The 24,503-nt window shown below is 41.5% G+C and carries 14 protein-coding genes; 6 read left to right on the top strand and 8 right to left on the bottom strand.

Going from position 1 to position 24,503, the window contains the following annotated elements; all coding sequences use genetic code 11:
• Positions 1–13 precede the first annotated feature (13 nt).
• The 3 genes from dpdE to AC6RV6_RS09970 all read right to left on the bottom strand — a co-directional run bounded on the left by dpdE (position 14) and on the right by AC6RV6_RS09970 (position 4,531).
• Positions 14–2,965: a protein DpdE gene (gene dpdE, locus AC6RV6_RS09960; RefSeq protein ID WP_500240692.1), complete on the bottom strand. Its 2,952-nt coding sequence runs from the start codon at positions 2,963–2,965 to the stop codon at positions 14–16.
• A 299-nt stretch (positions 2,966–3,264) separates the two neighbouring features.
• Positions 3,265–4,029: a twin-arginine translocase subunit TatC gene (gene tatC / locus AC6RV6_RS09965; RefSeq protein WP_500240693.1), complete on the bottom strand. Its 765-nt coding sequence runs from the start codon at positions 4,027–4,029 to the stop codon at positions 3,265–3,267.
• Positions 4,030–4,246: 217 nt separating this feature from the next.
• Positions 4,247–4,531 (bottom strand): hypothetical protein, encoded by a 285-nt coding sequence (locus tag AC6RV6_RS09970; RefSeq protein ID WP_500240694.1) that lies wholly within the window; start codon positions 4,529–4,531, stop codon positions 4,247–4,249.
• Between the two features lie 189 nt (positions 4,532–4,720).
• Here AC6RV6_RS09970 and AC6RV6_RS09975 point away from each other — a divergent pair, with 189 nt between their 5' ends.
• Entirely contained in the window at positions 4,721–5,635 is a 915-nt protein-coding gene (locus tag AC6RV6_RS09975) for a LysR family transcriptional regulator (RefSeq protein WP_500240695.1), read from the top strand.
• Between the two features lie 19 nt (positions 5,636–5,654).
• Here the strand turns inward: AC6RV6_RS09975 and AC6RV6_RS09980 are convergent, their stop codons facing one another.
• A complete protein-coding gene (locus AC6RV6_RS09980; protein WP_500240696.1) occupies positions 5,655–5,855 on the bottom strand; it encodes a hypothetical protein in 201 nt (66 codons plus the stop codon).
• Positions 5,856–5,905: 50 nt separating this feature from the next.
• Here AC6RV6_RS09980 and AC6RV6_RS09985 point away from each other — a divergent pair, with 50 nt between their 5' ends.
• Positions 5,906–8,152, top strand: coding sequence for a GAF domain-containing protein (locus tag AC6RV6_RS09985; RefSeq protein ID WP_500240697.1), 2,247 nt, complete (start codon positions 5,906–5,908; stop codon positions 8,150–8,152).
• A gap of 100 nt (positions 8,153–8,252) precedes the next feature.
• Positions 8,253–9,683 carry an alanine/glycine:cation symporter family protein gene (locus tag AC6RV6_RS09990; protein ID WP_500240698.1) on the top strand — a complete coding sequence of 477 codons (1,431 nt, stop codon included), beginning with the start codon at positions 8,253–8,255 and terminating at the stop codon, positions 9,681–9,683.
• Between the two features lie 23 nt (positions 9,684–9,706).
• Here the strand turns inward: AC6RV6_RS09990 and AC6RV6_RS09995 are convergent, their stop codons facing one another.
• Complete coding sequence (locus tag AC6RV6_RS09995; protein WP_500240699.1) at positions 9,707–15,376, bottom strand: AAA family ATPase; 5,670 nt, start codon at positions 15,374–15,376, stop codon at positions 9,707–9,709.
• A gap of 190 nt (positions 15,377–15,566) precedes the next feature.
• Positions 15,567–16,838 carry a murein transglycosylase A gene (mltA, locus tag AC6RV6_RS10000; RefSeq protein WP_500240700.1) on the bottom strand — a complete coding sequence of 424 codons (1,272 nt, stop codon included), beginning with the start codon at positions 16,836–16,838 and terminating at the stop codon, positions 15,567–15,569.
• Positions 16,839–16,923: 85 nt separating this feature from the next.
• Between mltA and AC6RV6_RS10005 the strand changes: the two genes are divergently transcribed.
• Together AC6RV6_RS10005 and AC6RV6_RS10010 are read left to right on the top strand one after the other, a co-directional pair.
• On the top strand, positions 16,924–18,681 hold the full coding sequence (locus AC6RV6_RS10005; protein WP_500240701.1) for an ABC transporter permease: 1,758 nt from the start codon (positions 16,924–16,926) through the stop codon (positions 18,679–18,681).
• 84 nt (positions 18,682–18,765) lie between these two features.
• Positions 18,766–20,367 carry an ABC transporter permease gene (locus tag AC6RV6_RS10010; RefSeq protein ID WP_500240702.1) on the top strand — a complete coding sequence of 534 codons (1,602 nt, stop codon included), beginning with the start codon at positions 18,766–18,768 and terminating at the stop codon, positions 20,365–20,367.
• Positions 20,368–20,463: 96 nt separating this feature from the next.
• On the opposite strand, the gene AC6RV6_RS10015 is transcribed toward AC6RV6_RS10010, so the two are convergent.
• Both AC6RV6_RS10015 and AC6RV6_RS10020 read right to left on the bottom strand, forming a co-directional pair.
• Positions 20,464–21,102: a histidine phosphatase family protein gene (locus AC6RV6_RS10015; protein WP_500240703.1), complete on the bottom strand. Its 639-nt coding sequence runs from the start codon at positions 21,100–21,102 to the stop codon at positions 20,464–20,466.
• A 10-nt stretch (positions 21,103–21,112) separates the two neighbouring features.
• Positions 21,113–23,281, bottom strand: a complete 2,169-nt coding sequence (locus AC6RV6_RS10020) for a DEAD/DEAH box helicase (protein ID WP_500240704.1) — start codon at positions 23,279–23,281, stop codon at positions 21,113–21,115.
• 186 nt (positions 23,282–23,467) lie between these two features.
• Here AC6RV6_RS10020 and AC6RV6_RS10025 point away from each other — a divergent pair, with 186 nt between their 5' ends.
• A complete protein-coding gene (locus tag AC6RV6_RS10025; protein ID WP_500240705.1) occupies positions 23,468–24,496 on the top strand; it encodes a hemolysin family protein in 1,029 nt (342 codons plus the stop codon).
• Positions 24,497–24,503 lie beyond the last annotated feature (7 nt).

The following is a 24,503-nucleotide window of genomic DNA, read 5'->3' on the forward strand; positions in this document are numbered from 1 at the left end:
CATTTTTACTGTACTATTTATCTCTTTTTAGCACAACAACTTCGGTAGACCCTAATAATCTTTCATTTTCTACAATTTCTAAAGATTTCTCGTGAAGAAAAATCGTTTCTATCCGTGGTGGAAATAAAGCAGAAATTTTTCGCGTTAACGCTTGTAAATGGAAATGATCGATCGCAAATTGTTCTATAATATGTTTGACGGGTTTTAAATCGGCTTCAATGATATAATCGAAGCGAAATCCCAGCCATTCTCCTCCTTCACTTGCATCCCAATTTTCATCGTAACGCCATAAAGCAAAGGCTTGACCGCGATCGTCCCACTGAGTATATTGATAGAGACTTTCAATGAGTCGTTCTCCAATTCGATAAAGACAAACTCCGGCATTTTTATTGGCAATTCTGCGATTATACGTTCCCGAACGATCGAGACAACCGGTAAAATATTCTCTCAGACGATCGCTTGGAATTAAGGTTTCTCGATGTCTTGACTTTTGATAAGAGTAAGAATAAATATCTTCACGAGTATTGCGTCTTACTTGAAATCCATCGCATAGCAACCCTTCAATTGCTTGTTTGATTGTTTTATGTTTAGCATCATAATCATCTAATTGAATAAAATAGTTTTCTAAATTATCATCGAGAAGTTCAATCTCATCCAGTGAGTTTTGTTCGTCAATTTGAATTCTCTCTTGTTCAATTTCTTGGTGTATTTCGCTTAAATAGTCTTGAAATTTTTCAGGATCTTCAAGATAAAAATTATCTCTGAATAAGCGATTTTCTAAATCCATCAATTTGCGATCGATATAGAATTGAAGACTGGCAATTGAATCTTCAAAAATATGTAAGCCATCGCGTAAAATGCGATAGAATTGAATGTGAGGACTTTCCTGTAATCCTGTTAAAGCCCAAGATTGAATTTTGCGTTTTCCCCCAATGCGATCGACTCGTCCTAATCTCTGTTCGAGTTGATTGGGAGACCAAGGTAAATCAAAATGAATTAACCCATCTGCAAATTGTAAATTTCTTCCTTCTTCTCCAGTGCGATCGCAAACTAAGATAAAACAATGCGGATCGGTTTTAAATTGTTGAAAGTTATCCTCTAATTGTTTTGAAGATTCTCCCCACTGATGCGAAACAATCGATTTCTCTCCAAATATTGATGATAGATAGCGCACAATTTCCGAACAAGTTTGTGTAAAACTGGTAAAAATAACAATCTTCGGAAAGCGATCGCTAAGACGCGGCCATTGTATTCGTCGCTTTACGAGATCGATTCGTTTTTGGAAATTATCTTGATATGCTTGTAATTGAAATTTTTCTGACAAATAGTCGATCAAAATAAATGTTAACTTCTGCAAGCGATCGTCATCTCCATCGCAATTGTTTAAACTCTCTAAAATTCCTTGTAAAATATCTTTTTCACCAGAAAAATGAGGCTCGGTTTTTAAAAGAATTGTTTTTTCTTTACCCAACTCTCTAATTAATGCTTCTGATTGTATTCGATTTAAACGAACTTCTATAACTTGTTTTAAAATTTCTAACCATGTATCAGAAGCACGAAATAAAATCGTAAAAATTTTGTGATAATTTTCGCGATCGGGTGCAACAGTTCGCCACTCATCTAATAGTTCAATAATGGTTTCTAAAGATTCGCTGTTGGTATACTTTAATTGAGGAATAATATTGCGCTCAAAAATAACATCCCGTACTGTATCTCGACGGTTGCGTAACATTCGACGATGCAAACGATAGATTTCGCTGATATGAGTCCGGATGGAGCGAATTTTTCCATCGCGATCGCTTTCTGATATGGTATTATCTCGCAAACCCATTTGTAATGCTTCAATTAACTCTAAAATATAGCGATCGCCAACAAACAATTCTTGCAATTGCTGGAGTTTTCGCTTCAGAAGAAATGGTTTCATTCCTTCTCTCAATGCTAATAACAAACGTCCGATTATTTGACGGTTTTGAACTCGTTCTCGAAATCCTTTTAAATCTTCTAAAGAATAATTTTGCGGATCGAGAAGATATAACATTGCTAAAAAATCTCGTTCGTTGTGCAAAACTGGAGTTGCAGATAAGAGAAGCAAGCGATCGCATTGATGTGCTAACTGTTGACAAAAAGCGAAACATTTTTTTTTCTGTAAATCTTGAGTTGCGGCCATTGCTGCAAGATGATGCGCTTCATCAATAATTAAAAAAGCAAATTTTTTACCAACAAATTTTTGCCAATCATTTATTGCTGTAATAATAACGCGATCGCCAAACTCACTTATATAAATTTTATCTTCTAACTCCTGTTTCCATTGTGCTAAAAGATGCGGAGGAACAAAAATTAAGCATTGTCCTTCTTCTTCCTCTAAAAGAAATTGCCGCAAGATCACTCCTGCTTCAATCGTTTTTCCCAATCCCACTTCATCTGCTAATAAATAGCGTTGTATGGGATCGGATAAAATACGTTGGATAACGGCAATTTGATGGGGATACAATTCTATATTGGCAGAAAATAATCCCGTCATCCCTTTCGCGATCGCTTGTTGTTGTATATAATTTTGAATGAATTGCGATCGCCAATTATGAAAGCGAGGTGTTTCCTGTCCTTTTACAGCTAAAATCTCAATTGGATCTTCAATCGCTAAATTGCACCGAACATAAATTATTTCTTCTTTAACAAATTTAATTTCTCGATCGGGAAACTCAATATAATATCCCTCTTTTAAGACATCTTTCGTACTGCTAATTCTACCAATATACCAACTCTCCAAATTTTTTAACCAGAGGTAACATCGAGTTTGCGGAGATAAACTAACCGACGAGATTGCAGTCCGAGGTAATATGTGCGTTCTTCGTCGCGCGACAGAGCTAAAATATTCAACTTTTACATCATCAGGATCGATGAGATCGATAATTTTACCAACTCCTAAATGATTGCTTGTCGAATAGACTAAAGAACCAACTTTCATGGAATGAGAAATACTTCTTATTGGAAGTGCTAGGTATAGTAACCTAATCTATTTTCCTTTAAAAACAAATCTGAGTCCTCATTATAACTCCAAGCAATAACTTGATTTCTCTTTATTGATTTCACTGTTACAAATTTTTACAATATCGTTCTTGTCTATCTCTTATTAGTTAGAAATAGTTTAAGTGTACATAAAAATGTGCCGAACATAAACAGTCTCGCGATTAATTAATTCCCTTTTCATCTGCTTTCAAGGGACAAGAACGAGAAAGGAACAGCTAACCACCGATCGCTAAACCTCTATTTCCCAATCAATTTCACCGCACCGATCCCGCCAAAATATAGCGCCAAAACCGCCCCCCCGAGAAGAGATTGAGTAATTGGATCTGTGGAAGGGGTAATCACTGCACCCAAAATTGCGGCGGCGAGAATCACATAACGCCATCCCGATAACATTCTCTCGGAACTCACAATTCCTAATTGTGCCAAAATTAATTGCAAAATCGGTACCTGAAACACTAAACCCGTGCCAAACAGTAATAACAGCACGAATTCAAAATAGCGATCGATGGACCATGCTTGTTCGACAACATCGGCACCGTAGCTAATAAAAAAGTTTAAGGCTGCGGGGACGAGGGCAATATAAGAAAAAGCTAAACCTATAAAAAAGAGAATTCCCGAGCCTAAAACGACGGGACCGAGAAGACGACGTTCTCGTCGCGTTAAACCGGGTAAAACAAATTTGATAATCTGGTAGAGAATCCAAGGACTAGAAACCAATATTCCGGTATATCCCGCGACTTTAATCGAAACAAAGAAGAACTCCCCCGGTGCCAGTTGCAAAAACTTGACCCCATGTGCAGGCATTTCCAACAAGTTGACGATGGGTCGCACGAAGAAAAAACAGCCGACAACACTCACCGCGATCGCGATTAAACTCGAGAAAATTCGCCACCGCAGTTCGTCGAGATGATCGAAGATGGACATTTCTACATCACTGGGAATCTCGTCAAGCGGATTTTGAGGGGTTGTTTCCGGGGCTTCTTCAAGGTCGGTCGTTGCCATTATCGTTTTGAGGATGCGTTATCGATCGCTCTCCATTGTATCGCGTGAGGTCTGAGAAACCGATGCTTTCTCCGAATCCATCCTTTCTGCTTGCCTGTTAGCATTGGTTCTAAAAATAATAAAAACCCAAAAGTTAAAACCTATCGTGCAATCGCAGGGTTTAACTTTTGAGTTTTCGGGAATTGATGGTTTTTTTCTGTCGCTCTAACATCTTTTCTTAATGGTAGTAGCGTTCCTCTAACCAGCTTCTCAATTCCGTTTCTTCGGTACTGGAAAATGAAGCATTCGTTACGGGGTCATAAGCCCGATATACTTTGCTTCCATTGCGATCGCGGCGCACCGAAATTCGCGGTTCTTCGCTACCACAAAGAAAGGCAAAAAAATCATTAAAAAATTGCTTGAATCCTGCGGGAAATTCAATTGTTGTAGCGGATTTAGAGGTGTTTTGATTGTAAATACGCTCTAATTTTTTTTGTGCCGTGCGAATGCTATAGTTAGTCATAATTGAATCCTCGCTCCAATCTTTTTCCTGACACTTTTACTATATCAATGGCAAAACTTAATATTCAAAGCATGACATAGATATCTTCTATCGATAAAATCGATAGATAGCAATTATTCAGTCACCAGTCACCAGTCACCAGTCACCAGTTATCGATCCCAGATTCTCGATTCCTTATTCCCTATTCCCATGAGTGCCATCAATCCCTACAAGTTAAAAATCTCGCAACTTCGCGCCCTTGTTGCAGTTGCGGACTGTAAAAATTTTAGTGCGGCTGCTCTTGAATTAGACTTGTCTCAATCGACGGTCAGCCATGCGATCGCTCAACTCGAAGAAGAATTGGGGGTACAATTGGTCAAGCGCGGACGAAAAGGTGCGAAAGTCACACCGGTGGGCGATCGCATTGTCACTCAAGCCCGGCAAGTTTTACACTTATTGGAGGGAATTGCCCGAGAAGCCAATCGAGATAAGGGTTTAGATGGGGGACAGGTTCGCATTGCCGCTTTTCGTAGCGTGGCGACTCACTTATTACCATCCGCGATCGCTCGCCTGCATCGCCATTTCCCCAATATTCAAATTGATATCGCCGAGTACGGAGAAATTTACGAAATAGAACAGGCACTCAGACAAAGAGAAGTTGACATCGGAGTGACTGAATGTCTGGTGAGTGAAGGGTTTTCAACTTGGGAGATTGTTGAAGATGAATATATTGCCCTCCTACCGCCTCGCGCAAGGGAAAAACACACTCAACTCACATGGCAACAACTGGCATCTTACCCTTTAATTCTCTCGCGTCATAGCAGTTGTAGCGCCAGAATTCGTAAATGTTTGCAACAATCAGAAGTTCCAATTGACATTGCTTACGAAATCCAAGAAGATTCGACGGCGATCGCGATGGTGATGCGAGGTTTAGGCGCAACAATTTTACCGCGTATGGCAGCCGAACCTATTCCCACAGGCGTTAAAGTGTGTAAATTACCCTGCCATCTCTCTCGCACTCTGGGGGCTTCAATTTTGGAAAATGCCCTACATCCTCCTGTTGTGTTTGCTTTTTTAGATGCGCTGAGAAATACGGGGCGATTCCGCGAACCGATCGCAGTTTAATTGATTGACTTCTTGGTATTTAGGACAGGGCGATCGCATCCCAAAAATCGATAGATTGATTCGCCAGTGTAGTAGATATGGTAATAGCGATCGCGAAAACCGCTATTTTGACATCCCTGAGAGAAATTTTCCTGACGACATCCCCAAAGGGATTTAAAATGGCGGAATAAGGGCTTTCAGATTTTGACCGACGCGATCGCCCGCAATGGTCGGGAAGCATCCCCAACCCAAACCAACCTCAATGCCTACTGCATCACCAGAAGTTGCATCATGACCTCAAATTCATTTTCTTCCCCCACCCAAGATGCCAGCAGCAACGGACTCCCTCTGACTCCTGAAATGCTGGAAGGCTCCCACAATTACAAAAAAATGTTGGGGTTGGTTTTGGAATGGACGGGAAAAGAGCCTTTTCTCACGCAAATTCTCTTCAAGATGCTTTTAGGAGGGCAAGAAGCGCCAATTTTTGGGGAAGAGCAAGAATGGGTCAACGAGATGGTGCGATCGCGTATTATCAAGAATTGGGAGAAAAATCCCCAACTCAAGCCCTTATGGAATATTCGCGATCGCATTCTTAAAAGTAAAGATAAAAAAAATAGCCTCAAACTCCTTAAATTTTACCGCGAAATTGTTAAAAAAGAATCGGTTTTTGCTGATAATAGTCCAGAGCAAAAAGAATTGCGCTTGTTGGGCTTAATCGTCCAACAAAGAGGCCGCTTAAAAGTTCACAATCAGATTTTTCAAGAAGTTTTTAATATCGAATGGATCGACAAAGCCATTGCTCAATTAGAAACCAATCTCGAACCCGATGACGATGAATTTCTGCAAGCCTTTAGCATTCTCGAACGGAAATTACTTCAGCATCAAACTGAAATTCTGGCTAAAATTGAGAGCGGTGAGGCCGACGAACAAACTGTCAGCCAACCCGTTTATGAAACCTTAAGAGATTTAACAGCCAAAGTCGGTCAGTTAGTCGGAGCAGATCGCTGCACGATTTTCTTACTCAATGATGAAAAAACCGAGCTTTGGTCTTTGGTAGCCGAAGATGAAAGCGGACAGTTTCTCGATATTCGCGTCCGCGTCGGCCAAGGGATTGCCGGATTGGTGGCCAAAAATAAACAAGTTGTTCATATTGCCGATAATGTTTATGAAGATCCGCGATCGCGCTTAGTCAAAGAATCCGATAAAAAGTTTAATTATCAAACTAAAAATATTCTCGCCTTTCCCATTTTAAACGACGATCTCGATATTGTCGCCGTCGTTCAACTCCTCAATAAAATTGTTAAAAAAGAAGGCGATCCCGCCGGATTTACCCATCAAGATTTAGAACGCTTGGCAAAATGCGTGATCCCCGTTCGCGGCATTTTAGAAACCTGTCAATCTTGCTACGAAGGTATTAAGAAAGCCCAAGCAACGGCTGCTTTAGCCAAAGCCACGCGATCGCTCAATCAAGTCAATTTAGATACGGACATGATTTTAGAGCGCGTGATGGGAGCCGCGAAAGAATTGCTCAACGCCGATCGCGCGACCCTCTGGCTAGTAGATCGACGACGCGGAGATCTCTGGACGAAGATTCCAGGAAAAGGAGAAATTCGCTGTCCCATTGGTGTCGGATTTGCCGGCCAGGTGGCTCACAGTCGCCAACCGATGGTGATTCCCTTCGATCTCTACGACGATCCCAATGCCGAGAATGCGAAAAGAACCGATGCTCAAACTCACTATCGTACCTGCAGTCTGCTTTGCATGCCCGTTCTTGCTCCTGATAGTGAGTTAGTTGGTGTCTCTCAATTAGTGAACAAAATAAAATCTGGAATGGAAGGAACATACGATCCTAATACTTATCCAGCCGTTCCAGAATTTTTTCAGGCAAGTTTCGATAAAAACGATCGCCAATCCATGGAAGTTTTTAACGAACGAGTCGGGGCAATTCTGCAATATGCCAAGGCCCATGAAGATCTGAAAGAATCCAGTCATATCGACCCCCAAGAATCCGTTCGACAAACGCTTTCCTTATTTAGCAACTTGTTTGAAGAAAGCCAAGAGAGCCGTTATAATACCCTATATTCTCTACTTAATTCTCTTACGGCTTCCGTCGGCAAATTCGTGGCCGCAGAACACAGCCATATTTTCTTGGTCGATGCCGATAAAAAAGAAGTTTGGTCTCTTGCCTTCGATGCAAAAAACGCTTGTGCTAAAGAATTTCGTCTCCCGGCCGATCGCGGCATTGCCGGAAAATTATTGAGCGATCGCGAAGCCAAGAAAAGTAATAAAGTGAGTCAAATCAAAGATCATTTTGTGAGAATCGGTTTGCGAAAAGATCGCGCCGCCCAGTTAGAACATATTCTTTTGTTTCCGGTCATTGATTCCCAAGGAAACTATATTGCGATCGTTCGCCTTCTCAATAAACGCCAATCTGCTACGGGATTTACCACTGAAGATGTGTCAAAATTAAAACAAAAATCTCCTGATTTATTACCCATTTTGCAAGCCTTTCAATCTTTTCGGGAAGAGAAGGTGTAAGGGTGGGAATTGGGAGAAAAAAGAGAAAAATCGCTTTTTTATACCTTCCCTTTCCTTAAAAAATGTTAAGATTTGTGAATCCAAGAAATTAAGTTTACTTATGCCGCAACTCGATTGGAGTTCTCTTTTTTTTCAAGCCGATCGTGAGTTTCAAATTATCGCCAATGGACTGTACGATCTGCTGTTTATTAGTATTTTCGGCTGTCCTTTAATTGTGCTGTGGGTATTGTTGGGTGGTATTATTCTCAGTTTCCGCTTGAATTTTATTAATCTACGAGGGTTTTCCCATGCCGTTGAGATCGCGCGGGGAAAATACGACGATCCGGGCGATCGCGGCGAAGTGAGTTCCCTGCAAGCATTAGCAACGGCATTATCGGCCACGGTAGGAGTGGGAAATATTGCAGGAGTCGCACTCGCGATCGGTCTAGGGGGAGTGGGTGCAGTATTTTGGATGGTTTGTACGGCTTTCCTCGCGGCAAACTTGAAATTTATTGAATGCACCCTCGCACAAAAATACCGCATTCTTGGCACTGACGGACATTTTTCTGGCGGCCCCACCCAATATCTCTCACAAGGATTAGCCAAACAAGGCCGAGAAACACTGGGAAAAATCTGCGCGATCGCTTTTGCCGTCTTTTGTATTTTTGCCTCTTGGGGAGCTTGTGGTATGTTTCAGGTAAACCAGTCTTACGGGGCATTTTCCCGCGTTTTCTCCTTTGTTCCAGCTTGGAGTTATGGAGCCCTCCTCGTGATTTGCGTCGGGACGGTCATTCTCGGTGGAATCGAACGAATTGGCAAGGTTGCCGAGTGGTTGGTCCCCATCATGTGCGGAACATATCTTTTGGGAGCATTCTGTATTTTAGTGCTGAAATGCGATCGCATTCCCGAGGCGATCGTAACAATTTGTACCGCAGCTTTTACCTTAAAGGCAGGCTGGGGAGGTTTAATCGGAGCGCTTTTGGCAGGAATACAACGAGGGAGTTTTGCTAATGAGATGGGCATGGGATCTGCCGCGATCGCTCATGCTGCATCTAAGCAACACGTCCCGCTTCGAGAAGGCTTTTTAGCCTCCCTCGAACCTTTAATTATTGCCTCAATTTCCCTGCTGACAGGGTTGGTTATTGTGGTGACCCATGCCTATCAAAATTCGGAACTCACTGGCACGCAAGGAGGAGAATTAGCAACGATGGCTTTTGAAAGTACATTACCTTGGTTTCCTTATTTATTAGCGGCAGCCATGTTTTTATTCGCCTTTTCGACGGCGATTTCTTGGGGATATTACGGCGAATCCTGCTGGGCTTATTTATTCAGTTCAAAAACGACAGGGATCTATAAAATCATCCTGTTGATTTTTCTCTTTTTAGGTGCGATCGTGAATTCGGAATCCGTAGTTAAATTTAGCGATGCTACCATGTTAGCAATGTCTTTTCCTAATCTATTAGGACTATATTTCCTCTGTGGAGAAATCAAGGCTGAAGCGATCGTCTATCTAGAAAAACTCCAATCTAGCTCAGAGATTGTTGTCAACTAGAAGTATTAAGAAAAGAGTTAATCTCAGTAATGTTGACAGCGTTCTAAATAATTGCGGGCAACGCAATCCTTCGAGCAATATTGTAAACATTCCTGAAATAACCGTGCCGCGTGAGGAAATTCTTTTTGATGAAACAGCATCACAGCCTTTTCAAACTTATCTTTGCTTGCCAGTTTCGCTTGATGTAATTCTGGGAGATCGGCAGAAAAAACTTCAAATAATCCTACTGCTTTAGCTTTGCCTTTCGCTTTCACTTGTTCGATAAAACGCAAGTCGTATTGGAGAGAATTATTTAAATTTGCAAAAGTTCTATGGGTGATTAAAAGAGAAACACCATAGGTTTTAGTTAGCTCTTCAACCCGAGAGGAAAGGTTGACCGCATCTCCGATCGCCGTGCCATCCATGCGACCGAATCCGCCGACGGTACCTAAAGTTAATAATCCTGTATGCAGTCCGATACCGATGCGAAGGGGTTGCAAATCCCTGTTTTGTCGAATGTGATTGTACTTTTTTAAGGCTTCTAACATTGCGATCGCGCCCTGCAAAGCACGATCCGCAGAGTCTGGAAAAAGTGCCATAATGGCATCGCCAATGTATTTATCAATAAATCCACCATGAGCCTGAATTTGGGGCTCCATATAACCGAGATATTCATTAATAAACGCAAAGTTATCGGCGGGGGTCATGCGTTCCGACATACTGGTAAAATCGCGAATATCGGAAAATAAGACTGTCATTTCCCGTTCGACTTGATCCCCCAATTTCACATCAACAATGCTCTCTTTCTCCAAAAAACTGAGAAATTGAGAAGGAACGAAACGTTCGTAAGCTACATTTAAAGTTTTCAGATCTTCATTTAAAGTCTTGAGATTTTCGTACAAGCGAGCATTTTCTAAAGAGACGGCTGCTTGAGCCGCTAACATCTGTAAAAGTTTCAAGCGTTCTTGAGTAAATGCTCCTGTTGTAAGGTTATTTTCCAGATAGATAATACCTTGTAATTTTCCTTGGTTGATGAGGGGAGCGCAGGCAACCGATCGGCATTGATACTGTTGAATATAAGAATCGTCTGCAAATTGTTTTTCCTCCTTGGCATTATTCGAAACGACCGTTTTTTGGGTGCGAGCGACATAATAAACAATTTTGCAGGAAATCATTTTAAAATCTTCGAGGAGAAGCGGTTCTCCGGCCTCGCTGCGAGAACGCGAAATGATAACTTTCTCTGAATTTGCTTCTTTGATTGCTTCAACAAAAAGACTATTTCCTTCTGCATGATTTTTTTGTGGAGAAGGTAACAGTAAAATTCCTCGTTGCGCTCCAGCATTTTCGACGAGAATATTCATGAATGCGGCCAGTAACTTATCTAAAAAAATTTCGCTGGAAATGGCACTGGTGGATTTCATGACCGTCGCGAGGTCTAAATCTTCGCCATTATTGCCTCTTCGAGTCGTGCGAGTTGCAAGAAAATTGTGCGTGATAGAAATCGATCGCGGTTTTTGTCGCAAACTGAGGGACAATAATTGCGGATATTTTCCTTCAAGGTGTTTAACCTTGGCGATCGCTCCCCAGCGATCGTAACAATAGCAAGCCTCGATCGCATAAGTCCGAGCAATTTTCGCTTTATCCCAGTTGAGGTAAAATTGAGCCGCCAATTCGTTCGCGAGGGCTTCTTCTTGCAGATATTCATGGTCTCGTGCCTTGGCAATGGCGCGATCGTAGTATTCGATAGCATTGGCGCGATCGCCCGAGACTCGATAGCGTTCGGCTTCCACAAGGTCATACTTGTGTCCGTAATTCATCGGCGCTAATTCTGCCCAACGCCGTAAATATTCTTGGTTTTCTTGCACGACAGACAAGTATCTCTCGCGATCGTCAAAACCCAATTCAGTTGTTGATAACTGATTAAGGGAATCGTAAAACCGCCAAACGGGAATCAAAGCATGGCTGGTGGCGGCGGACAAATATTGTCGGGCGGCTTCGCTGGCGATCGCTGCCCGTTCGTAGTTGCCAAACCAGTAAGCCAGTGTTAATTGCGTGACATAAATCCCCCATAAGCCACTACCATTTCTCCTCTCTTGATAGTAGGCAATAAGTTCCCGTTCCTCCATGACCGTTCCCGCCAAAAACTCGGGTTGAGGGGAACGTCCTTGCAAATTTAAAACGGCCTGCCAATAGGGACGATTGTAATTGAGAGCAGTTTGTTGGCCGATGCGGGCAAGCATTTCGCTATGACTTTGAATTTCTCGTTCGGCTTCAGACAGTTCTATTCCCGTCAGAAATAAGCGCAAGCAGTAACCTTGATTGCAATAGCCGCTATAGGAAAAATCCCCGGTCTCCAAACCAATCGCCAAACCGTGTTGCAAGGGTTCGAGGGCATCTCGCAAATGGACTTTCCAATGGCTGACAAACCGATAAACGATCATGAACACGGCGGCTTCAAACTCGCGATCGCCAAAAGCGTCCAGTATTTTTAAAGCCAGTTGACCGTACTCGTAACCGAGGTCGAATTCTCCGACGACTCCACAGAGAATCATGCCATAGGTGGCATAGCCAAACGCAGTAGCAGAAGTGTTGCCATAAGTAATCGAGAGTTCGATTTGTTTAAAGACTGTGAGGGGAAATAACGCCGGATCTGCAAAATAAGTGACGGGCAAAATCTTAATGAGCAAGGGGAGTGCTTCTCGGGCGAGAGGGTCTTCCATCCGGGGTAAATGCAGCAATTCTTCTGGCTGGCGATCGCCGAGGAGGGCTTTGATTTTGGCCAAACCCGGGGCAAAATCCCCCCGAGAGACTTCTGAGGGAAATTCGATCCCCAAGGCGGCCAGCATCTCTAAGCCGACGTTTAGGGCTTCTACCATGCGGTTTTGATTGGTGTAGGCATCTAGCTTGATTTCGCCAATTTTGACGCGATCGCGAGGGGTTTTGGCCTGCTGTATGGCGATGGCTGCCAGTGCTTCCATGCCCTCAATATCGGCGTTAAAATAGCTGGCTTTAACGGCTTCGCGATGGAGGGCGAAGGCTAATTCATATTGAAGGTGCCAACAATCTGGGCTGAGGAGTTGAATGCCGGTTTCTAGATAGGCGATCGCCGTTTCGTAAGCGGTCGTATTATTGGCTTTTTGTCCGGCTTGTAGATTGAGACGAGCGAGATTCTCACATTCTTCTACTTCGGAAATTAACGCCTTGCCGTGATTGAGTCGATCGACAATATCAAAGAGCTTTTCTTCGCGATCGCTCTCATTCAAGTTCTCAAAAAGCAGGCGACCGATGGTTAAGTTAATGGCGGGGCGTTCTCTTTCAGGAATGAGGGTGTAAGCGGCTTGTTGAATGCGATCGTGACTGAATTTATAGGCTTGAATGAGTAAATTTTCGTCGAGAGAGGACAGAGGGAGGAGAAAGCCGCGATCGAGGGCAATTTTTAAATCTTGGAAGAGATTCTCTCGGTGGCGATCGCGAGAATTTGGGCTGACTAGCGCTAAAGTCGCCAAGTCAAATTCTGCTCCCAAACAAGCGGCGAGAGCTAATATCTGCTGGGTGGATTCCGGTAACTTTTGCAATTTCCCGACCATTAATTCCACGACATTATCGGTAAATCCTATCGCTTCGATCGCTTCGAGATCCCATTGCCAACATCGGGAAGGACGATGGAAGGTTAAGAGATTTTCGCCATACAATTCTTGTAAAAATTCATTGATAAAGAAGGGATTTCCTTCGGTTTTTTGCAGCACCAATTCAGCGAAGTCTCTCACGGTTTCTGGAGGAGATTGTAAGGTTTCGCCGATTAACTGGGCAATTTCAGTAATATTGAGGGTATCTAGGCTGATTTGGGCGATCGCGCTTTCCTTTTGGTGCAGTCGTTCGAGGGTCACGGCGAGAGGATGCCCCGAGGAGACTTCATTATCGCGATACGCCCCTAATATTAAGAGATATTGGGTTTGGCTATCCTCAATCAATCGCTCCATTAATTTTAAGGTCGCTAAGTCCGACCATTGCAGATCGTCGAGGAAAATCACTAAAGGATGCTCGCTGCTACAAAAAGCGCGGATAAAGTTGCCAAAAACGAGATTGAAGCGATTTTGCGATTCGTTTGTCCCCAAATTGGGAACGGTGGGTTGTTTGCCGATAATGAGTTCGACTTCGGGAATGACATCGATAACAATTTGTCCGTTATTGCCTAATGCTGCGAGGAGTTTTTGCCGCCAGATTTGTAACTGGATTTCGGTTTCTCCTAATAGTTGCGTTACTAATCCTCGAAAGGCGGAGATAATGGCCGAATAGGGAATATTGCGTTGAAATTGGTCGAATTTTCCGGCAATAAAATAACCGCGACGGGCGGTAATGGGTTTATACAGTTCTTGCACTAATGCCGATTTACCAATCCCGGAATAGCCCGCCACTAGCATCAATTCTCCGCCTCTATTTCCTGCTTGGGTTTGAGAAGGGTTGGCAACGCGCTCAAAAGTGGTAAGGAGTTGAGCAATTTCTGCTTCTCGTCCGTAAAGTTTTTGGGGAATTTGAAAGCGATCGCTAATGTCGCGATCGCCAAGGAGAAATCTGCGAATTTTGCCGGTTTCTGCTAATTGTTGGCGACAGTATTCTAAATCTGCTTTTAAACCTTCTGCATTTTGATAGCGATCCTCGGCATTCTTCGCCATCAATTTCATGACGATATCTGCGATCGGTTGCGGAATTGCTAAGGGAGGATCGAGCGGGACTCTCGCTTCAGAGTCTTGCAGAAACTGGATTTCTGTGGCTCTCAATGCTTTCACTTCATCATCGAGAATCGTCAGAGATGCCGAACGACTTAGGGTTCGCAAAGCATCTCGCGCGACAGCTAATTGCTGTCTCGTTTTTTCCTGTTCTTGATGGGCGTTTTTATCTTTTTTTCGAGTCTTCCCTTGCTCTCTCTTTCCTTGCGAGAGAGAAGGGATATTGGCGACGGAAAGTGAGGCTGCATTGCCGCCCTCAGCTTCTTCACTTATCGTTAAGCATGGGGTTTTCGCAATATGACAGTGAACCAATTCTAGAGGATTGGGACTGGTAAAAGGTAATTTTCCTGTGAGCATTTCATAGAAGGTTACTCCCAAAGAATAAAAATCTGTGCGGTAGTCCAGTCCTCGATTCATGCGTCCGGTTTGTTCTGGGGAAATATAAGCGAGAGTTCCTTCTAAAACATTGGGATTTTGCAAAGTTGGCGTTTCTCGATTCAGTTGCGTTGCGATGCCAAAATCGATAATTTTCAGTTCCTGCGTGTCGGGATTTAAAACAATATTAGCAGGATTAATATCTTTATGAATGATATTTTGAGCATGGATTTGTGCCAAACTTTCCGCGATCGCGATCGCCCAAGGTAAAAATTCTCGCACATTGAGGCGTTTCTCTTGCTCTAACCATTGTTTCAGGGAAATACCCCCAAAGTCTTCAAGGGCGATCGCGTAACTTCTCTCCCATTCTTCTAAACTGTAGGCTTTGATAATACCGGGGGCATTGAGATTAAAAGTGAGATAGTATTCTTGTTTGTAACGTCGGATTTGCTCGGGGGTGGGATAGTCGGTGTTGAGAAATTTAAGAATGACGGGTTGGCCTTCGCGAAGCGTGGCAGTCGCTGTATCGCGAGTGCATCGAGCGCGATAAACTCGAGAGTTGGCACTCTCATAGATTTGCCTGAAATCTTCGTATCCGGCAAGAGCAACCATGAAATGTGGGATTGGGAGAGAAAGAGAACTATTCTCGTTTTAACATAGAATTTTAAGCAATATGACGGTTATCGATCTTGATATAACCGTATAAGACAATATCTCATTTATCTCACTCAATCCGTCATTTCAGTGAACAGTTATCAGTTATCAGTACCCACCGCTCAAGCGGGAGGTCATTGTTCATTATTCATTGTTCATTGAAATAACCATCTTTCAGCAATAAATAATAGAGTTGTCCATAACTGCGCGTCAAACCCGCAATTTCCCCGGCTTTTTCTCCACTGCCGACAAAATAATCTACGCGTCCTGCTCCTTTAATTGCACCTCCCGTATCTTGATCTAAAACGTAGCGACTGAAATGAGTTTCGACTAACTCTCCGCGATCGTTAAACTCAGGGATAGAAGTATGAATTAAAGCTAAAGCGCCGGGAGGCATTAAACGTTTATCTGTAGCAATAGAGCGTTTTTCACTCAAAGAAACCCCGATACTTCCTGTTGCTGGAGTCCCGTGTTTTTCTGTAAAAAAGACAAAACTTTCATCGCGAGTGAGATAATCATTGAGTTGTTCTGGATATTCCTCGAAATACTGAAAAATTCGCGGTAAACTCAATTCTTCGAGAGGAATTTTACCATCTTTTGCCAGTTCTCCCCCCACACTCGTGTAATTTTTGCGCGTATTGCCTGCATAACCAACAGTGGTTTGTGTGCCATCGGTCAAGTTTAATTTTGCCGATCCTTGGATATGAATGAGATATGCCTGCCAACGCGATCGCAGCCAAAATAATTCTAATCCTTGCAATTTTCCTCGGGATCCTTGCAGTCCATCTTCTCCTTCTAATTCTTTGCGAGAAGGGTGGGGAAGCGGCCAAGATGCTAAATTAGGCGGTGCTTGATAAATGGGATAGCGATATTCTGAAGTTGGGACTCGACTGGCTTCATAAATCGGTTCAAAATAGGCACTAAATAATACTGTCCCGAGGCGATCGCCGCCAATGGCTTGATAAAAAACAAATTCGCGTTTTACTTTTTCTTGTAGGTCTGCTGGGGAGTTTGATGCAAGGAGAAGCGTGCGAAAGCGTTGTAAACTGCGAAGGACGCGATCGCGGCTAATTTCTTTAATCAAATAATTACGATAAGCACGGATGGCTGGAGGAGAATTGAGATATTGTAAACTGCGATCGATGGCTGTGAGAAGCGTGTTGCGATCGCCAGTTTCCCAAAGTCTTTCATCGCGTCCGAGAGGCTCAGTTAACCAACCACAACCACTCAGATGAGTATCGGGGGTAGGTTGTAAAGGAAATTGCGAATCTGGGGACCAGTGAGGAATTCGACAGTGCAGAAAAGAGCCGATATTCCCGCGAATGTTTCCTTGCCATTTCTGTCGGGGTTGACATCCTACTAGCAGGATCGTGCCAATAATGCCAATTAATCCGAGACGCGAAAATTGAGATACGACCATCAGCAAATTAGAAAATAATTGGGCTAGGATAGGACAAACCGATGCAAGGGCATCTCTAACAATATTTCTTTACAGCATAGCGCCAATGATTGATACGCTACTTGATAATGTAGGGAATTGGAATCCCCAACTCCTGCGAGAATTAAAAGGCCGATTGACTCCTAAGAATATAGTAATTTCTGCGGGGATTGCTGGGGTGAGTCAAGTTTTTCTCTATTTGTTCTTTCAAAGTGCTTTAATCCGAGCAGATCGTGCCTTGGGAAGACGCGATCGCTATTGTACCGGCTCTCAAGGAGGTTATTCTCCTCATCACAGTTTCCCAAAATGTCTTCCTAATGGAATGGGAGGTTCTGAAATTAATTTTTCCTTGTGGTCTTTAGATTTTTTTACCACGATAAGTATTATCGGAATTATTAGTTTATTAGTCGTTGGAGTCTATTTGCTGATTGATGACTTATCGCGAGAAGAAAAGCGAGGAACGCTCAATTTTATTCGCTTGAGTCCTCAGAGTAGCAAAAATATTTTACTCGGAAAACTTCTCGGTGTTCCAGCTTTAGTATATTTAGCAATTCTTCTCCTCATTCCTCTACATTTTGGTTTAGGAATTGCCGCACGAATTTCCCCACATCTCATCTTTGCTTTTTATGGAATTGTTGCAGTAAGCTGCTGTTTATTTTATAGTGCAGCTTTACTTTTTGCCCTCACTTGTACGGGTTTGGGAGGATTACAAGCATGGTTGGGCAGTGGTTTGACTTTTAGTTTTTTATTCATCATTGCGATCGCTTCTTTAGAGAACGATATTTCTTTTAAACTTGGCTCGTTTGGTTGGTTTGCAATCTTTTATCCCGGTTATATTCTGCCTTATTTGATTGCTCATACGCCTAACTCTCTCGATCTTGTCGATTACTTGAATGTCAACGATTTAGGTCTCGTAACTTGGTTTAAAATCGATCTTTGGACTAATGCAGGAACGGCTTTTGCGTTTACCTTAGTGAACTATGGTTTAGGAATTATTTTACTGTGGCAAGGACTCGATCGCCGCTTCCAAAATCGCAGTATTTCCCCGGTGAGCAAAGGACAAAGTTACTGGTTGAGTAGCAGCATTATTTTTTTATTGATTGGCTTTGCCGTCCAACACAGTCAAAATTATCAAAATTACAATGAAAGCCTATTTTATGAATTTTCAATAGTTTTGGCGCTACAATTATTCTTGTTATGTGGATTAATTGCCGCGTTAACTCCTCATCGCAAAACCTTGCAAACTTGGTCGCGCTATCGCCATCAAAAGACCAAAAAGAAATTGCTATGGGATTTAATGTGGGGGGAACAAAGTCCGGCAACTTTAGCGATCGTTTTGAATTTAGTTTCCACTTCTACAATTATTCTCACCGCGATCGCACTGTTACCTTTGGATAACTATCGCCTACATTTAATTATTGCGTTAACCGTGAGCAATGGTGTAATTGTACTATATGCCAGTCTCGTACAATGGCTACTCTTGCAAAAAACCAAACAACGAGTTGTTTTTGCCATCGCAGCAGTCACAATTTTGTTAGCTTTGCTTCCTCTAGCTGTCAATATTTTGAAAGTTCCTTTTGCAGGTAGTAATACTTTTTCAACAATCAAGACAATGCTGTTATCGATTATTTCGGTTTTTCCTGTTTTATTGGGAAAAGAATACGCAACTTTGATAGCACTATTCTCTCTTGTAGGTCAAGGAATTGCGATCGCACTCATTAACATTCAAATGACGCGACAATTGCGCCATTTAGGAGAGTCGCATATGAAAGTTTTACTCTCAGATAATTCTCGTTCTCAGAAGCAATTATCAGAAGTTTCCTAATAAGATCGGGAGCGATTTAGAAATGCGATCGCTCCTTTTTTAATACTGCATTTTTTCTCATTTCCAAAAATTAGGATAAGAATAATGATCGATAAACTATTTGATCGAGTGGGAAACTGGAATCCTCAACTCTTACGAGAACTGAAAGGCAGATTGACTTCTAAAAATATCGTTCTTTCCCTCGGGATTTCTGTTGTAGGTCAAATTTTATTATACTTCTCTTTGAAAAATACGGGTGCAGGAGATTCTAATCCTTCTATCTGGATTTTATACTTGTTTGTTACCTTAAGTGTTATTGGCATAATTAGCGTATTAGTCATAGGAAGCTATTTTCTTATTGAAGATCTATACCGAGAGGAAAAACGAGGAACACTCAATTTTATTCGTTTGAGTCCTCAGACCAGCAAAAGTATTTTACTGGGTAAACTTCTTGGTGTTCCCATCTTAGTTTATTTGGCAATTTTAGCCATGTTTCCTTTACATTTTAGCTTAGGAATCAATGCCGGTATACCCATACCTCTTCTCTTCGCTTTTTATGGTATTGTTACGGTTAATTGTTTTTTGTTCTATAGTGCTGCCTTACTATTTACTTTGATTTATGGTGGATTAAGACACTCTCCAGCATTTTTGGGCAGTAGTTTTATTTTTGGCTTTACGTTCGTCTTTGCCCTAAAATTTTTGTACGATAATGTTTATTTTCAAATTGGTACTTTCAATTGGCTCGCGATATTTTATCCCGGCTATTTTCTTCCTTATTTAACAAGTCAAACTCCATATTATTCTAATCTTCCTAATTATTTAAGCATAAACTACTTTGCAAATTTAACTTGGTTTAATGGTTTCGTCTTTGGCAATTCAATAGTTGCTTTTGTTTTTACTTTAGTTAATTATAGCTTCGTTATTTATTGGCTTTGGTCTAGTCTCGATCGCCGTTTTCAAAGCCGCAATATTTCCCTTATCAGTAAAGGACAGAGTTATTGGTTGAGTAGCAGTATTATTATCATTTCAATTGGCTTTTCTCTCCAGAACAATCAAGATCATTATTTATTTAAAAACTTTTCGGATATTTTAATCCTCCAATTCCTTTTATTATGTGGGTTTATTGCTGCTTTAAGTCCTCATCGCAAAACCTTACAAAATTGGTCGCGATACCACCACCAAACAACCCAAAAGAATTTATTATGGGATTTACTATGGGGAGAACAAAGTCCAGCAATTCTAGCGATCGCTTTGAATTTGCTTTTGACTTCTACGATTGCGATCGGTACAATTTTGTTCTTGCCTTTGGATCGATCGCGTTTCTTGCTGATAATTGCTTTACTCGTCAGTAATGGTGTTATTTTACTCTATGGGAGTCTCGTTCAATGGATACTGCTACAAAAATTCAAACAACGGGTTGCTTTGGCGATCGCAACAGTAGCAATTTTATCGTTTGTACCGCCACTAATCGCCATGATTCCAGAAATTTCAAAGATTAACCCCGCATTATCGATAACTTCCATTGTTCCCATCCTTATTGTTCAACGTTTTAGCATAACTCCAATCACTTTTCTCGGTCAAGGCATTGCGATCGCACTCATTAATCTACAAATGACGCGACAATTACGCCATTTAGGAGAGTCGGAAACAAAAGCATTGCTCTTAGAAAATGCTCCCTCTCAGAAACAGCGATCGGGTATATCTTAAAACGACAAATAACAGTCAAAAAGAAACCACAAATAACAAAATAAGCAAAACTCTCTCTCTGCGCTCTCTGTGTCTCTGTGGTACAATTAAAAAATATCAATTAAAACGAACTTTACTTTCACTGTGGCTTAAATGGGAAGTATCTGCCTCTAATGCTACAACCCATTTCTCCGACTCTTTAACAACCTGAGATAAACAACATAACGCAACCCTAAAATTAGGACATTCTGGGACTAATCCTCGCGTTGCTCCAAATACCGATGCACCGTGACCGATTAATAAAATATCCTCAGAAAATTCTGAGACTAATTTTTGCACGGTTTGGGCAGTTCTGGCCATAACATCTTCTTCAGTTTCTGGATATGCTGAAATAACGCGAGATTCATAGCGTAGATCGATTCTTGGATATTTCTGTGCTAACACTTCTGGAGGTAAGCGATCGGGCATTTTAGGCATCCAATCAGGATTTAACCATTCACTAAGTCCCGTTTCTAATTTAATTGGTAAATCGAGAAAATACGCAACTTCATTGGCAGTTTGTACCGTGCGAAGAAAGGGAGAAGCAAAGATATGCGCGATCTTCTCTAACTGCAAGCGTTTCCCTAATTCTTTTGCCTGTATAAACCCATCTTCGGATAAAGGTGGATCGTAGGGATGTTCTGCTGTATTAAACCATTCAGGATTAACAAAATCAAAACGGTTTGCGTGTCTAGCAATCCAAACAGTTTGTGTCATTTGTCCTCTTTTACCAAGTCTTAACAATTTCTTGCAATTCTGCAATATCTAAATAATCCCAAGCAAAGGCTTTTCGCAAAAGGTTATCGGGAATAAATTTATCATATTTCTGTCGTTGGGGAGAGTCGGTAAATGCAGTAATATCTTCTGGAGTCAAGTTTTGTTGACATAAATTTACAATTGTTTCTTGGAGTGCGATCGCAGAAGTTTGTTCTCCCGATTTTAAAAGTAAATAATAAGGAGACAAAGATTTAACAATTTTTACGTTCATAAAGTCCCCTAGCACAAAATAGAGCCATTTTTCTAAAGTATTGAAGGTTTTTGTTCCCATCCAAGGAAAAATACAGTAAGAATTGCGATCGAGAGGATAGATAATTTTGCGATCGAGATCGTAGCGTCGTGCTAAGTTTTGTACTTCTAGCAATCTTGTTTTTGCACCTTGTAATAAATAAGGATAATCAGCCTTTTGAAATAAAATCTCTCTCATTTTATACAATATTTTTGTATGAATTTTTCCCATACCGCGACCGCGCCAAGCAATATTAGCAATTCCAGAAATCGGTTTGACCCAAATATTTCTTTTCCCATAGTCTACATCAATCACTTGCCATGTTCTCCCCGCCAGAGAAAATTGTTCGCCGAGAGGTGGTGGTGTAAAAATACTGCCAATTTCTCCTGCTTCTCCCCGCACAATATATTCGACAGGGGCATCAAAAACAGCATAAAATTGAAAGTTTCTCGCAATTTTTTCCCCTACTATTCCCAGAATCAAAGTATTATTCTCTGTTTCTTCAAGATGTTCTAAATTTTTCCAGTAATTGAGAAGTTGTTGAAAATCTCTGGGAGAAATATTTTGAAAAGCAGGCAAACTTAAAACTTCTTCAGCCAATTCTGAATGCGATCGCTCTCCTCGAGCAGCTAAAATACTCAAAGTTTGATGATACAAAAGACTATAAGGATAGTGTAGCAGTTGAATGGGTTCGAGCCAATTTTCTTCAATATATAATTGAATGATAGCAATAGTTTGTAATAATTGCCAAGGAATTAAATCCGGTAAAAACTCATCTCCCGATCGTTCTGCTTCCGAACAAATAAAACGCATATCCGCAGGCATTTCTCGCCGTCCCGTGCGTCCCAATCTTTGTAAAAAGCTGGCAACAGATAACGGCGAATTGAGTTGAATCACTCGCTCGAGTTGACCAAGATCGATACCTAATTCTAGCGTTAATGTGGCTGCAGTTACAGCATAAGTATCCGATCGCATGGCCGTTTCAGCATCTTCGCGCAAAGATGCTGAAATACTACCATGATGGACGTGATAAATATCTGGTGCATTTTGCGATCGCGCCAAAGAACGTAAATTCGCAATAACTGATTCTGTATCGGTACGACTATTCGCAAAAATCAAAGATTTACTCGTTTTAGTAATCGCAAATAAATAGCGATAATAAGGATCTGTAGGTTCGATTTCAGCAGGAAGCAAAAAATACTCGACAGCTAAACGTACTTTGCGAGAATTATCTTGAATTTCTGGGGCAATAACTGATAAATTTGTCCCCATTTTCAGCCATTGCTTGGCGATTTCATAATCCCCCAAAGTAGCAGATAAGCCAATACGACGTGGAATTTGATGAATACTACGAGAAAGACGAACCAGTTGACATAAAATTTGATAGCCTCTTTCCGAGTCCATGAAAGAATGAATCTCGTCAATCACAATGAAACGCAGATCGCCAAAGAGTCGAGGTAGTGCAGAATCATGATTAATTAATAAACTTTCTAGGGATTCCGGCGTAATTTGCAAGATACCAGAAGGAGATTCTAGCAATTTTCGCTTGCGACTCGAGGGGATATCCCCATGCCATGCAAAAATACGGGTATGATTTTGCTGGAGGAGATCGTTGAGACGCTCAAATTGATCGTTAATGAGAGCCTTAATTGGACTAATATAAAGAACGCCAATTGTTTTTGCAGGCTGTTCGTCAAGAAGCGTTAGAATTGGTAAAAAAGCAGCCTCCGTTTTCCCGGATGCCGTTCCGGTAGCCAATAAGAGATGAGCATTCGTTTCAAATATAACCTGACAAGCCAAAATTTGCACGTCTCGCAATTGTTGCCAGCCTTGATTGTAAATATATTCTTGAATAAAAGGAGCGAGGCGATCGAAAGTTGTTTGCGACATACTTCTTACAATATACTTTTTTGCGGCATAATCGATGTAAAAATTCAAAATCCAGACATGTATTCAGGCTAGAACTTTGCCATACAAACAGAATAAAAATTTCCCAAAGTTTACAATTCAAGATCGACGATCCTTCGCCTTCTGTACTCTCATTAATCCTTACCAATTTTCCTTTACTCCATTTTTATGATCGCTTTAATTTTCGTTGTCTTTTTTGTCCTTGTCGGTTCGGCATTTTGCGCTTTAGCAGAAACTGCAATTTTATCCGTTTCTCCGATTAAAGTTCGACAACTCGGACAGTCCAAAAAGCGATCGGAACTCACACTATTTGCTTTGCGCTCTCGCATACATCGTTCGATCGCAACAGTTGTTATTTTAAACAATATTTTTAATATTGTTGGTAGTATTGTCATTGGCAGCATTGCTACAGGAGTTTTTGGCGATACTTGGTTGGGGATTTTTTCTGCTTTCTTAACTTTACTGATTATTATGTTTGGGGAAATTATCCCTAAAACATTAGGAGAGCGTCACGCTTTGCCAATTGCGATATGGATTGCCATTCCAGTCACGGGATTAGTTTTTATTTTAGCACCGATTGTTTGGTTTATCGAACGAGCAACAACACCTTTTATTCGAGGTAAAAAGAAGCCGACAACCAATGAAGCCGAAATTAAATTTTTAGCCAGAATTGGACATCAAGAAGGCATTATTGAAGATGATGAAGCTGATATGATCCAGCGCGTTTTTCGCCTTAACGATCTCTTGGCACACGAGATTATGACTCCGAGAACGGTAATGACGTACTTGCGTGGAAGCTCAACATTAGCAGAAGTGAAAGAAGATATTATCGCTTCGCAACACAGCCGTATTGTTGTTATTGATGAAACCATTGATGAAGTTATTGGCTTAGCATTAAAAAATGAGCTATTGGTTGCCCTGTTAGAAGATAAAACCGATATTGCGATCGCAAGTCTAACGCGGACAGTTTGTTTTGTTGCCGAAACCATGAAGGCAGATAAATTATTGCAAGAATTCCAAAAGAAACGCGAACATTTATTTGTGGTTGCTGATGAATATGGCGGGGTTTCGGGTGTTGTTACCCTTGAAGATGTCCTCGAAGTATTAACGGGAGAAATTGTGGATGAAACCGATCGCACGGCAGATTTACAAGAAATTGCCCGCAAGCGTCGCAAGCGGATTTTGGGGGAAAATTAATTATTTT

The organism is Spirulina sp. LEGE 11439 (assembly GCF_059821285.1).